At 62.9% G+C, this 13,090-nt stretch carries 9 protein-coding genes; 4 read left to right on the top strand and 5 right to left on the bottom strand.

Going from position 1 to position 13,090, the window contains the following annotated elements:
• The first annotated feature begins 102 nt into the window (after positions 1-102).
• Positions 103-888, top strand: a complete 786-nt coding sequence (locus ABDB87_RS12555) for a DODA-type extradiol aromatic ring-opening family dioxygenase (protein ID WP_345927520.1) — start codon at positions 103-105, stop codon at positions 886-888.
• A gap of 39 nt (positions 889-927) precedes the next feature.
• Here ABDB87_RS12555 and ABDB87_RS12550 read toward each other — a convergent pair whose 3' ends face one another.
• From ABDB87_RS12550 to ABDB87_RS12535, 4 genes are all read right to left on the bottom strand, one after another.
• Positions 928-1,263, bottom strand: coding sequence for a GlpM family protein (locus tag ABDB87_RS12550; protein ID WP_345927518.1), 336 nt, complete (start codon positions 1,261-1,263; stop codon positions 928-930).
• Between the two features lie 115 nt (positions 1,264-1,378).
• Positions 1,379-2,902: a rhamnogalacturonan acetylesterase gene (locus tag ABDB87_RS12545; RefSeq protein ID WP_345927516.1), complete on the bottom strand. Its 1,524-nt coding sequence runs from the start codon at positions 2,900-2,902 to the stop codon at positions 1,379-1,381.
• 117 nt (positions 2,903-3,019) lie between these two features.
• Complete coding sequence (locus ABDB87_RS12540; protein ID WP_345927514.1) at positions 3,020-3,838, bottom strand: helix-turn-helix domain-containing protein; 819 nt, start codon at positions 3,836-3,838, stop codon at positions 3,020-3,022.
• Between the two features lie 114 nt (positions 3,839-3,952).
• Complete coding sequence (locus ABDB87_RS12535; protein WP_345927513.1) at positions 3,953-4,906, bottom strand: TerC family protein; 954 nt, start codon at positions 4,904-4,906, stop codon at positions 3,953-3,955.
• 340 nt (positions 4,907-5,246) lie between these two features.
• Here ABDB87_RS12535 and ABDB87_RS12530 point away from each other — a divergent pair, with 340 nt between their 5' ends.
• Positions 5,247-5,840 carry a hypothetical protein gene (locus ABDB87_RS12530; protein ID WP_345927511.1) on the top strand — a complete coding sequence of 198 codons (594 nt, stop codon included), beginning with the start codon at positions 5,247-5,249 and terminating at the stop codon, positions 5,838-5,840.
• Here ABDB87_RS12530 and ABDB87_RS12525 read toward each other — a convergent pair whose 3' ends face one another.
• A complete protein-coding gene (locus tag ABDB87_RS12525; protein WP_345927509.1) occupies positions 5,841-6,608 on the bottom strand; it encodes a spermine/spermidine synthase domain-containing protein in 768 nt (255 codons plus the stop codon).
• A 1,249-nt stretch (positions 6,609-7,857) separates the two neighbouring features.
• Between ABDB87_RS12525 and ABDB87_RS12520 the strand changes: the two genes are divergently transcribed.
• Positions 7,858-10,449, top strand: coding sequence for a pectinesterase family protein (locus ABDB87_RS12520; protein ID WP_345927507.1), 2,592 nt, complete (start codon positions 7,858-7,860; stop codon positions 10,447-10,449).
• Positions 10,450-10,614: 165 nt separating this feature from the next.
• Positions 10,615-13,068: a pectinesterase family protein gene (locus ABDB87_RS12515; RefSeq protein WP_345927505.1), complete on the top strand. Its 2,454-nt coding sequence runs from the start codon at positions 10,615-10,617 to the stop codon at positions 13,066-13,068.
• The last annotated feature ends 22 nt before the right edge of the window (positions 13,069-13,090 follow it).

Here is a 13,090-nt window from a genome sequence, read left to right as displayed (position 1 = left end):
CATTCTATGGTGTTTATTCCGGTTTTGGCTGGCCGGATAATCCCCTCATCGAAAGGCTTCAGCCGTGGATCTCGCCCGGCTGGCCGCCAGAGGATTTTCATCATGACCACAGCGCTGCCGGTACTATTCATTTCGCATGGCTCCCCGATGCACGCGGTCGAGCCGAGTCAGGCCGCGACCGACTGGGCCGCAGAAGCGCGGCGCATTTCCCGCCCGCGCGCCATCCTCATGGTGTCCGCACACTGGGAGAGTTCGCTGCCACTGGTCAGTGGCGCAGCGCAGCCTCAGACCATCCATGATTTCGGCGGCTTTCCGGACGAGCTTTACCGGATCCGCTACGCAGCGCCGGGGGCGCCGGATGTCGCGCAGGAAGTGGTGAGCTGCCTGCAGGCCGCGGGCATCCAGAGTGGCGTGGAAGGATTTCGCGGCCTGGATCACGGCGCCTGGGTGCCCTTGCTGAAAATGTATCCGGCAGCTGACGTGCCGGTGCTGCAACTCTCCGTCCAGCCCGAGCTGGGCGCCGCACACCACCTTGCGCTGGGGCGGGCGATCGCTTCGCTGCGGGAGCGCGGTGTGCTGATCGTTGCCTCGGGTCACATGACCCACAATCTGCGTGACTACATGATGAGCTGGCGCGGTGTGAAGCAGGATGCCTATGCGCTCGAGTTCCGCGACTGGATCACGGCGCGGCTGCTCGCCGACGATCTGCCGGCACTCGTCGAATGGGAGGCGCGTGCACCGCATGCACGCCGGGCACATCCGACGACCGAGCATTTCATGCCTTTCTTCGTCGCGCTGGGGGCCGGTGCTGCGGCGGGACGTCCGCAACGCTTCCACGACAGTCTGGAGCAGGGCGTGCTGGCCATGGATGCCTGGCGCTGGGGCTGAACCAGAGGGTTGCTTGTCCGGCCCCGCGTGCGGCGAATTTCAGAGACGCTGCCAGACGATGAGCTGCACGCCCGCAGCCAGGAGCCAGATCAGGGTGGCAAGTGAGAGCGTCCAGGCTAGGCTTGTGCGCAGGCAGAGCAGATAGACCGCCAGCAGATAGAGCGCATAGGGAATCAGCGACACCAGTCCGAAGAGTGCGGTGGCACGCAGGTCCTCCATGCTGCGGGTGCTTCCCACGATGTAGTGCGCGATCAGCGCAAAAGTGGGGAAGAGCGGCACCAGACCCGCGATGTAGAAGTTCCTGCTGCGTGAAAGCAGGCTGATGATCAGGACGGCTGCTGCACCGAGGGTGCATTTCGCGGCAAGGGCAAACATCGGGAAGGCGCGGATCCGGCAAAGCGTCGAGGCTAGCAAATCCTCCCCGGCGGGAGCAATGCGGACGCAAAAAGGCCCGACCGTTGCCGGTCGGGCCTGGCGGATCGCGCAGCGCTTACTTCAGCTTGTCGGCGATCGGCAGTTTCGCTTCCTTCAGCCCCGCAGCCACCAGCTTGCCGACGGCTTCCGCGCCGGTTTCCTGGAAGTGGGTGTTGTCGGGCTTGGTCTTCGAGCCGGTGTTCTTCGCGTAGTACGGATACACGGCAGGATCGACCGCGAGGTAGTAGTTCAGCGAAGCTTCCTCGCCAACCGAGCTGAAGAAGGCCATGCTCCTGGCATCGAGGTCGACCAGGGCGACATTGTTGGCCTTGGCCGTGTCGCGAATGGTCTGCGAGTAGTCACCCGGCACCTTGCCGCGACCCCAGGTATGGGTCGTTTCGGCAATCTTGCCGTCCTTGAAGCTGCGACGCGTGACCGGGGTGATCAGCACCGGGGTTGCGCCGACCTTCCTGGCGATCGCGATGTACTTCTCCAGGGTCTTCTGGAACGACATCTCTGCCGGAACACCTGCCGCAGCACCCGGGTAGGTGCAGAGATTGGCAATGTCGATCACGTCGCGGGCGGGCGCGGGGCGCGGCGGCTCGTAGCCGCACTTCTCGTCGTTGTGGCCGAACTGCACGAGCAGATAGTCACCCTTGCGGATTTCCTGCTCGATCATGCCGAACCAGCCTTCGGTAATGAAGCTGCGCGAGCTGCGGCCCGACTGGGCGACGTTCACCACCTTGACCGACGAATCCTTCAGCTGGCGATCGAAGATCTGGCCCCAACCCATCCGCGGCTTCACTTCCACGTCATAGTTGCTGGCGGTAGAGTCGCCCGCCACGAAAATGCGGGTGGTTCCGGGCGCCTGGATGGTCTTCTGCTCAGCCTGCGCAGCAGCCAGGTTCAGCGGGCTGAACGAGGTGATTTCACGGTAGTTGTAATCGAACAGCGAGGTTTCGCCGAGCACGCCCTTGCTCGACAGATAACCCCGGTTGTGGCGGACCACGCCCAGCACCGCGGCCAGCCCGGGCGCTTTGCTGCTGACGGGGTCGAAATCGGCTTCGGTGACGCCTGCTTCCTTCAGTGCGGCGCCCAGCAGCGGCTGCAGCAGTGCGTTCTTTGCCTTGAGCTCGGCAGCGCTGACTGCCGGGGCCTTGCCCGCCTCGATCAGGCTGACAGGGCCATCGAGCTTGGCGCCAGTGGCGACGGCGGAGGCCACATAGTCGGTCAGGGCGTTGATGTTGGCCGTGGTGGCGCCTGCGGGGCTCGCCAGCAGCGCGACATACTGACGACCGCCGGCTTCGGCAACCAGCAGCAGCGGTGCGACGAGGCCGTCTGCCGCGAGCGAGTAGCGGCCTGTGGCGTCGGAGTTCTGGACCCTGCGTTTGCCCTGGGCGTCGATGACGGTGATGCTTGCCTTGCCGGCGGCGTCAGCCACCACGCCACTGAGGGTCACGCCGGCCAGCGGTGCGGCGGCGGAAGGGGCTGCCACCGGCGCAGCCGTGTTGCCGGTAACCGGTGCGTTGCTGGCGCAACCGATCAGGGAAGCGCCAATCATGGCTACGATGGAAAGACGGAGTGCGAAACGCTTGTTCATGTTGTCTCCTGGATGAAGCGGGAAGCACCGGTACGCTAACCGGCGCAGCTGAAACCTTGACTGGAGCATGCCGGAGTCCGGCCGCCGCAGCTTGATACCGATTGCGCTTGTGGGCCGTCAGGCCGACAGCGGCAGGTAAAGATCGAACTGCCGCTCGAAGTCGGCCGGCAGATAGCACGCATTGTTGAAACAACGCAGGCGCGGGGCACCTGCGAGCAGTCTGCGTCCGGTGTCGTGCTCGACCCGGCAGGCGAGCTCTGCTTCGTCGGGTGCGGCGAAGCTGCCTTCGACGCGCAGTACGGCGTAGTCCCCGGCGGGCAGATAGCCTTCATGCAGTCCGGGCACCTTCTGCCCGAGGCGTTCGGAGAGCAGGGCGGCCTGAAGCTCGACCTCGCCGGCCGTTTTGCCGAGATCCCCCGAAAACTGTACACACCAGCCCTTGCGCCGCTCACGTGGAATACCGGCAATCAGTGCGTGGGCGCGCAGCTCGTCGAAAGGCGCGATGCTGCTCCCCAGCTGCCCCTTGAAGGGCACGAACTGGATGGGCACGCTGCCGATCCGTTCGATGCGGATCGGGGTGGGCTGTCGTTCCTTTGGGCGCACGCGCGAGGGGGGCAGACCATGACAGGCGCTGAACGCACGCGAAAAGGCTTCTGCAGAGCCATAGCCGCTGTCGAAAGCGAGATCGAGCATCGAGCCGGCCTGACCGGCCTCGATCCGCCTGCGTGCAACTTCCAATCTCAATCGCCGGACGCGGGCCACAGGCGTTTCGCCGGAATAGTCCGCAAAGACACGCTCGAAATGAAAGCGCGAGAGATGGGCGATGTCCGCCAGATCATCCAGCGACAGGGATTTGTCCAGATTCGCGTCGACGTGGTTTGCGACCTTGCGCAGGCGCTTGAGCCGGCGTGCGCAGGCTTCGATGTTCGTGGCCATCCTGCCGCTTCCTGATAGACATGCGGGCAGGCAGTGTGCCATTGCGGGCAACAGTTTGTGAACGGGAACAGCAAGGTGGGTTGCGTCGACGCAACCCACCCTTGCAAGCCGCCCTCAGCGGGGCTTGCGACTGAACCAGAGGCTGGCCAGCATGCCGGTCGTGATGATGGCTGCCACCACACCCAGCGAGGTCGAGATCGGGATCTTGACCCAGTCGACGATCAGCATCTTCGTACCGATGAAGACCAGTACCAGCGCCAGCGCGTACTTGAGCAGCGCGAAGCGCTCGGCAAAGCCTGCCAGCATGAAGTACATCGCGCGCAGGCCGAGGATCGCGAAGATGTTGGAGGTCAGCACGATGAAGGGATCGGTGGTCACCGCGAAGATGGCGGGGATGCTGTCGACCGCGAAGATTACGTCCGAGATCGCTACCATCATCAGGACCACGAAGAGCGGCGTGAACCAGCGCTTGCCGGCTTCCACGATCGAGAAGGCTTCACCATGCAGCCCGTCGGTGAGCGGCACATGTCTGCGGATCCAGCGAAGCAGGGGATTGTCGTCAAGCGAGCTTTCGGAGTCCGCAAAGATGAGCATCTTGATGCCGGTGACCAGCAGGAAAGCGCCGAACACATACAGGATCCAGTGGAACTTCGCGATCAGGATGGCGCCCGCAAAGATCAGGATCGTGCGCAGCACGATGGCACCCAGGATGCCGTAGATCAGCACGCGGCGCTGCATTTCCGCCGGAATGCCGAAGAAGGTGAAGATCATCAGCCAGACGAAGACGTTGTCGACGGCCAGGGCTTTCTCGATGAGGTAGCCGGTCAGGAACTCGGTCGTTTTCAGACTGGCGACCTCCGCCCCGGCGGTGCTGTTGAGATAGAGCCAGAGCACGCCGGCAAAGCACAGCGAGATGGCGACCCAGACGGCCGACCAGCCGGCAGCTTCCCTGAAGCTGACCTTGTGTGACTGCCGGCCACCACCCAGCAGGTAGAGGTCTGCCACGACCATGACGACGATGAAGACCGCGAAGCCGGTCCACATCCACCAGTTGCCGATTGTTTCCATTGAACTCTCCGGAAAAGATTAAGGCCTGAACCGCAAGCGGCCAGGCCTTGTCCCGGAGGATGGAGCTTGACCTTGCCGCTGGCGGGCAAAGGTCTTGTTCACAGGCTTGAACCTGCCGGCACACCGGATGCCGCACTCGGGCGGGCAACGTATTGACGATGTGGCGAACGGCGCGGAATGCGCCGGGAACTACTCCCCTTTGGCCCGGATTCTAGGTGAAACCGCCGTGCCGGGCAAGCTGCGCTCGTCGTGCCGGAGCGACCAGACCCGTCGGAGGGGGCTCGCGTTGGCGCGCCCCCCATGCTTGAATCGGTTTTTGTCGCGGATTCTGGAGCCCTCGATGCCAAGCCGTCTGCCCATTCCTTCCTTTCTGCTGTGCAGCTTTCTGCTCTTGGGCGCACCGTCTGCTGCCTGGAGCGATCAGTTCGCCGCGTCGCCGCAGGAAGAAGCTGTCATGCGCGAGCGTGCGCGGGTCGAAGCCGACCGCCGGCGCATCGAGCGCGAACGCGAGCAGATCCGTCTGGACGCCGAGCGTGACCAGCAGGAGCGCCGCATGCAGCAACTCGATGAGGAAGCGCGCCGGCAGCAGGCCGAGCAGGCTCGCCAGCGGCTGATTCAGCAGCGGCAGCAGGAAGAAGTCATGCGACAGCGCGCCGAGGCCGATGCGGATCGGCGGCGCATCGAGCGAGAACGCGAGCAGATCCGTCGTGATGCGGATCGCGATCAGCAGGCGCGCCGCCTGCGTCAGCTGGATGACGACGCCCGCCGCCAGCAGGCGGACCAGGAGCGTCAGCGGCTGATCCAGCAGCGACAGCAGGAGGAAGTGATGCGGCAGCGCGCCGAGGTCGAAGCCGAACGCCGGCGCATCGAGCAGGAGCGCGATCGCATCCGTCTTGAAGCGGAGCGGGATCAGGCCCGGCGGCGTCAGCCCTGATCAGAGCACCAGGGCACCGCTGTGGAGCAGACCTGAAGCGGCGATGCGGCGAACAGTGCCGCGCAGGTCGAGGCCGGTCGCGGACTTGAGCTGCGCGGCACGCTCTTCCAGTTCGCCCAGCGGAAGGGTGACGGGGCCGCCACGCGTGGCCAGTGCAATTACATTGCCACTCTCGCAAGGGGGCAGCGCCAGGCTGCGCCCCTCAAAGGCCGTGGTGAGGCGTTCGAGCGGCTCGGCATACCGCCGCGAGCGGCCGAACAGATTGGTTGCCAGCACGCCGCCTTCCTTCAGCCGGGCCCAGCACGCCTGGTAGAAGGGCAGGCTGTCGAGCAGGCCGACACGCGCGTCGGCATCGTAGCCATCGATCAGGATGAGATCGAATTTCGGCCGGCTGCGCAGCATGTAGTCCGCGCCATCTTCAATGACTACTGAAAACCGCTCATCTTCCGCCGGCAGCTTGAAGTGGAAGCTTGCCGCAGCATGCACGGCCGGGTCGATTTCAACCGTGGTGACGCGGGCCTGGGGCAGCTTCCAGTAGCAGAACTTGGTCAGTGAACCTGCGCCGAGCCCGACCAGCAGGATGCGGCCGGGCCATCGTGCGCCGGTCGTGAAGCCGTTGCGCAAGAGCAGGCCGCTCATCATTTCGCGTGTGTATTCAAGCTCCAGATCTACCGGGCGACGGATGCGCATCGCGCCCTGAACCCATTCCGAGCCGAAATGGAGGTAGCGAACGCCTCCTTCTTCGCTGACGTCGATTTCGCTGTGCATGGAGGGCTGGTCATGAGAACGGGGGAGTGATTTTACCGTTGGCACGGCTTGCCCGTATCGCGTCTTCCACACGAATCGTGGAGAAGCCTGTGGATGAGTGGCGGAGAGAGTCGGCAAGTGTCTGAGCCGACGGGGAAAAGACGGATTGCTCAAAAAAGGCGCAAAACCTCGAAATGCCTCAGGAAGCGCCGGATACGCATGTTGCCGCGCCTGCGTCAAGCCCTGAAACCCTGTTTTAGTGCGGTTTTCGGCGGTTTCCGATCTTGAGAATCCACATCAATCGTGGAGAAGCCTGTGGATGAGTGGCGGAGAGTGCTTGCAAGTGTCTGAGCCGACGGGGAAAAGACGGATTGCTCAAAAATGGCGCAAAACCTTGGAATGCGTCCGGAGGCGCCGGGAACGCATGTTGCCGCGCCTGCGTCAAGCCCTGAAACCCTGTTCCAGTGCGGTTTTCGGCGGTTTCCGATCTTGAGAATCCACATCAATCGTGGAGAAGCCTGTGGATGAGTGGCGGAGAGTGCTTGCAAGTGTCTGAGCCGACGGGGAAAAGACGGATTGCTCAAAAATGGCGCAAAACCTTGGAATGCGTCCGGAGGCGCCGGGAACGCATGTTGCCGCGCCTGCGTCAAGCCCTGAAACCCTGTTCCAGTGCGGTTTTCGGCGGTTTCCGATCTTGAGAATCCACATCAATCGTGGAGAAGCCTGTGGATGAGTGGCGGAGAGTGCTGGCAAGTGTCTGAGCGGACGGGGAAAAGACGGATTGCTCAAAAATGGCGCAAAACCTTGGAATGCGTCCGGAAGTGCCGGGTACGCATGTTGCCGCGTCTGGGTCAAGCCCTGAAACCCTGTTCCCGTGCGGTTCCCGGCGATTTTTTGCCTCGAGAATCCACATCAATCGTGGAGAAGCCTGTGGATGAGTGGCGGACCGCGCTGGCAAGTGTCTGAGCCGACGGAGAAAAGATGGATCGCTCAAAAATGAGGCAGTGCCCCGGTTTCTGGACGGCAAAAAAACCGCAGACGGGAGCGCTTGGGTAAGCGCTGTTGCGCGCCGGCGACGGAAACGTTGTGTTTATGTGGCGTTCCCTTAGCCGTTTTTGCTCAGGATACAGCTGCCACTTGAAACCGGCGGCTTGTCTCCTTAGCGTGATACCGGTCACAAATGCCTTGGGCGCATGTGATCAGCTTCATCAGATAAAAAGCACAGGAGACAATAATGCATTCAACGTACAGACATACCCTGGTGGGGAGCATGCTCCTCGCCGCAGGCGTGCTGGCTGCCTGCGGTGGCGGCGGAACCGGGAGTGGCGGCGATGGCGCGCCATCCGTCTCATCGAGTTCCCAGGGCAGCAGCACCTCATCGACCACTTCGAGCTCAGGCGCGGCCTCTTCGTCCAGTTCCAGCACGCCGGTCGTGCCCGAAGTCTGCACGCCGCCGGCGAGCAGTTCGTCTTCGTCCTCATCGTCGTCCTCGACTGTTGCGGCGAAACCCCTGGCTTGTCCGGCAGATGCCTGGTTCTGTGACGACTTCCAGTCCGGTACCGCTGACAAATGGGATCTGACGCCCGGAACCGGCGCCAGCTTTGCGGTGGTGGACGAGCCGGGCTCTGATGGCAACAAGGTGCTGCAGTACACCGCGGGCACGACAAGCAACAACCTGATTGCCTTGCTCAAGGACAGCCAGTGGGCTGGAGTGAGCAACAAGGCCGATTATTACGTTGAGGCGCGTATCAAGCCGCAGATCAATGGCACGACCGGTAACAAGCAGATCTATCTGCTCGGGCGCTATCAGGATGCCAACAACTGGTACTTCGGTGGTCTGAACGTGCAGAACGCCTCGGCAAGCACCCAGGTGGAGGCCGGCTACCGCAAGGCAGGGACGATCACCCGCACGGTGCAGGGGAAGAAGCCGATCATCATGGGCACACAGGGGCAGAATGATGGCCAGTGGTACACCGTGCGCTACGAGATGATTGGCGGCAGCCAGGTGGTCTATCTGGATGGCGAGAAAATCGGTACCGTGAGCGACACGGCCTTCGCCAGCGGCAAGATCGGTCTGTGGACGGCCAACAAGTCCTTCCTGATCGACGACATCCGCGTCGGCGACCCCGCCGTCAAGCCGGTGGCACTGGTGCTCAGCCCCTCCACGCTGACCTATACCCCGGAAGCCGGTGACCCGGCCTATGTGGTGAGCGTGACGGCGCTGAAGAATGATGGCGTGACGGCGGACACTTTCACCGTTGCTTCCAGCGATTCGAGTGTGGTCAGTGTGTCGGTGAGCGCCGGCACGGTGACGCTCACGCCGCTCAAGGCCGGTTCTGCCCGGATCACTTTCACCAGCGGTTCGGACAGCAGCGTGACGCGCGTGATCACTGCCACCGTCGCGGAAGGCTTCACGCATTCGAGCACGGTCTACAACCTTGCGGGCAAGGTTTCGCCGGCAGTGGGCGAAGCGGCCGCCTACGTGGACGGCAAGCTGACGCTGACTTTTGACGCCGCGCCGGTACTGGGCACGAACGGCTCGATCCGCATCTTCAAGACGAGCGACGACAGCCTGGTCGACACGATCAAGATTGCCGGGGACGTGGAAGCGATTGGCGCCGGCTTTTCGACCTACTCGCGTGGCGTGAGCCGCAAGGGTGCCTGGGTGGAAGGCAACAAGCTGGTGATCGCGCCGCATCAGGCCAATCTCGCCTACGGGACTTCGTATTACGTGGGCGTGGCCAAGGATGCTGTCAGCGGCACGCTGGCCGGCACCACGTTCGACGGCATCGGCAAGGCTGCGGGCTGGAGCTTCACCACCAAGGCCGCCCCCGCTACCACGCTGACGACGCTCACCGTTGATGACGATGGCGTGGCGGATTTCCGCTCGGTGCAGGGCGCGCTCAACTACCTGATGAAGAACACGGCTGCTGATACGGCCAAGACGATCAACGTCAAGGACGGCACCTATCAGGAAATGCTCTTCATTCGTGGCCAGAACAACCTGACCATCAAGGGCGAGAGCCGCACCGGCACGATCATCCAGTACGCCAACGCCGAAGCGCTGAACGGAGGCTCGGGCGCCAGCGCGTCGGGCATTTCGACCAGCAATGGTGGCCGTGCGGTGATCCTGGTCGAGGATTCAGACCTGCTCACCTTCGACACCCTGACGCTGAAGAACACCTGGCTGCGCGCACCGGCGTCCAGCCAGGCCGAGGTGATCTATTTCAATACCACAACCGGCAACCATCGCCTGATCGCGAAGAATGCCGAGTTCCACAGCGAGCAGGACACGATCCAGGTGAAGGGCTACAGCTGGTTCTACAACACCCTGATCTCCGGCAACGTCGACTTCATCTGGGGCAACAACCGCGTCGCCCTGTTCGAGAACAGCGAGATCCGCTCGGTGGGCGACACCATGTGCTCCAGCGTCGGCTATGTGCTGCAGGCGCGCACGCTGAATGCGACCGACAAGGGCTTCGTGTTCCTCAACAGCAGGCTGACCAGCGGCCGCGGCCCCGGTGGCGCGCCGGCGCCCACCGGCGTGTATCTGGCCCGCAGTGGCGGCAGCTCAAGCTACTTCGACAACATCGCCTTCATCAACACCACGATGGGAGACCACGTACTGCCGGAAGGCTGGGCCTACAACCTTGCCGGCCAGCCGGTGTCGAACCCCGGCACGTCGACGGCGGCCAGCGGCTGGCGCGAGTACAACAGCCGTACGGTTGCGGGTGCTGCGGTCGATGTGACGAAGCGCGTCGGCGGCTATCAGCTCAGTACGACGGAAGCGCAGGATTTCCTCTCGCGCGACAAGATCTTCGCCGCCTTCAACAGTGGTGCGGGCTGGAATCCTCAGCCTTGAGTGCCGAGTGCAGTTGATGGGAAAAGGGGAAGCTTCGGCTTCCCCTTTTTGCTGACCTGCGTCGCCCTGTCGCAACAGCTTCGTTTCGGGTATGCGGGGAAGTGCTAAGCTCCCGCGCCAGATACCGGTCACATATTTCCGGCAGATCACACACGGGAGAAGAGCATGATTATCCGCAGGAGTACGTGGCGACTGGCCGCGTTGCTCGGTATGGGAGCACTGGGGGCCTGTTCGGTGTTCAGTTCCTCCAGGCAGCCTGGTCCGGCAGGCGCTGCCGTATCGGTGACACCGGTTGCCGCCGGAGCGTGCGCGCCAGGCATCTGGTTCTGTGAAGACTTCGAGAACGGACTCGGCCGCTGGAATCTTCTTCCCGGCGGTGCCGGCGCCACCATCGGCAATGCCGATGGCAAGGCCGAGATCATCCAGGACGGCAGCAGCAAGGTGCTGCGTTATGACGCCGGCAAGAGCCGTGGCGTGGTCGCCATCCTGCGCGACGAAGCCTTCTCCGCTGTGGCGGCGAGGAAGACTGCAGACTATTACGTGGAAGCCCGCATCAAGCCGATCAACAACCAGACTTCCAACAAGTTCGTCTGCCTGCTGGGGCGTGTGCAGGATGTGAACAACTGGTACGGCGGCTGTCTCAACGTGCAGAACGGCGCAAGTTCCAAGCTGGAGTTTCACAAGGCCAATGGCGGCAAATGGCTGCGCGCCCGTCAGTTTTCCGCGCGAACCATCGTGAACGATCAGTGGTACAAGCTGCGCATGGAGATGAAGGGCAGTGAGCTCAACTTCTACATCGATGATGACTTTGCCGGCAGCTTCAGCGATCCGTCGATCACCTCGGCCGGCAGGATCGGTATGTGGCTCGACAACCGCTCCTTCGCGATTGACGACATCCAGGTCGGCAGTGCCGATGTGAAGCCGGTCCTCCTGTCCCTCGATCAGGATGAGGAATGGACTTCCGAGGCAGGTGGCAAGCCGCTCGAAGTGAATGTCTCGGCCACGAAGTCCGATGGCTCGCCGGATGTCTATTCGGTGGTGTCGAGCAATCCTGCCGTGGTGAGCGTGAAGCAGGACGGCAAGCGCAGCGTGCTTGAGGCGCTGGGCGCGGGGTCAGCCACCATCACCTTCACCAGTGGCGCCAATCCTGCCAAGACCAAACAGATCAAGGCCAGTATCGAGCCCGCATTTGTCATGGCCAGCAATACCTACGGTTCTCTGGCAGCCCTCACCCAGCCGGCGGCTGGCAGCAAGGCGGCCTATGCTGATGGCGAACTGTCCCTCAGATTCGATACCGCTCCCGTCTTCAGCGGCATCGGTTCGGTCCGCATCTTTCGCGCGAGCGACGACACGCTGGTCGACGTGATCCGCCCGAAGAATGAAACCAACATCTACGGCCCCTCGGCCGACGGTTTCTATCGTGGTGTGAACATGCCGCTGATGCGCTTCGAGGGCACGACGCTTGTCGTGAGGCCGCACCAGGGCAAGCTCGCCTGGGGCGAACACTACTATGTTGCGGTTTCGGCCCCGCTGTTGAAGGATGCCAGGCTTGCCGGCAAGCCTTTCGAAGGACTCGGCAAGGCTGCTGGCTGGACCTTCAGCACCCGGCCTGCTCCGGCGAAGACGCTGACCACGCTCACCGTAGACGATGACGGTGTCAAGGCAGATTTCCGCAGTGTGCAGGGTGCGCTTGAACACGTGATGAAGTCCCTGTCGAAGGAGACGCCCGTCACGATCAAGGTGAAGAACGGCACCTACGAGGAACTGCTCTTCCTGCGCGGCAAGAACAATGTCACCTTGCAGGGGGAAAGCCGTGACGGCACCCTGATCCAGTTTGCCAACTACGAAGCCCTGAATTCCGGCCTTGCCGCCGGCATCAAGGAGCAGGCCGTCACGAATCGTGGCGGTCGGGCGGTGTTCGCGGTGGCGGATTCGGATCTCCTGACCATCGAAAACCTGACGCTGAAGAATTCGCACCTGAAGAAGGTGGGCGTGAACGGTCAGGCCGAGACGATCTATTTCGCTGCCGACAAGGAACGCCTGATCGCGAAGAATGCCAACTTCATCAGCCGTCAGGATACCCTGCAGCTCAATGGCTACAGCTGGTTCTACAACACGCTGGTGGCCGGCGATGTGGATTTCATCTGGGGCTCTTCCAAGGCCGCGCTGTTCGAGAACAGCGAAATCCGCACCGTGGTGGATTCGACCGATGCGAGCAAGGGCGGTTATCTGGTGCAGGCGCGGGTCGAGTCGGCGGATGACAAGGGCTATGTCTTCCTCAACAGCCGCCTGACGCGTGAAGACGGCGTGCCGGATGGCGCCACGGTGCTGGCCCGCAGTGCCGGCAGCCCGCGCTATTTTGACAACGTCATCTACGTGAACAGCCGCATGGACAAGCACATCTCGCCCGAAGGCTGGTGGATGAGCCCGATCCCGAATCCGGCCAAGGCCGATGGCAAGGCGGGCTGGCGCGAATTCGGCAGCCGCACGCTGAGCGGCGAGCCGCTGGCCCTGAGCGAGCGGGTGAAGGCTGCCCACAGCCTGAGCGAAGCGGAAGCCGCGCCCTATGCCACACGTGAGGCGGTGTTCTCGGCTATCGGCTGGAAGCCGGCGCCCTGAGGCATTCAGGCGAAAGCAAAGG

It is taken from the genome of Uliginosibacterium paludis (assembly GCF_039631355.1).
In the GTDB taxonomy this organism is placed as follows: domain Bacteria; phylum Pseudomonadota; class Gammaproteobacteria; order Burkholderiales; family Rhodocyclaceae; genus Uliginosibacterium; species Uliginosibacterium paludis.
This window is presented reverse-complemented; position numbering and strand designations above follow the sequence as displayed.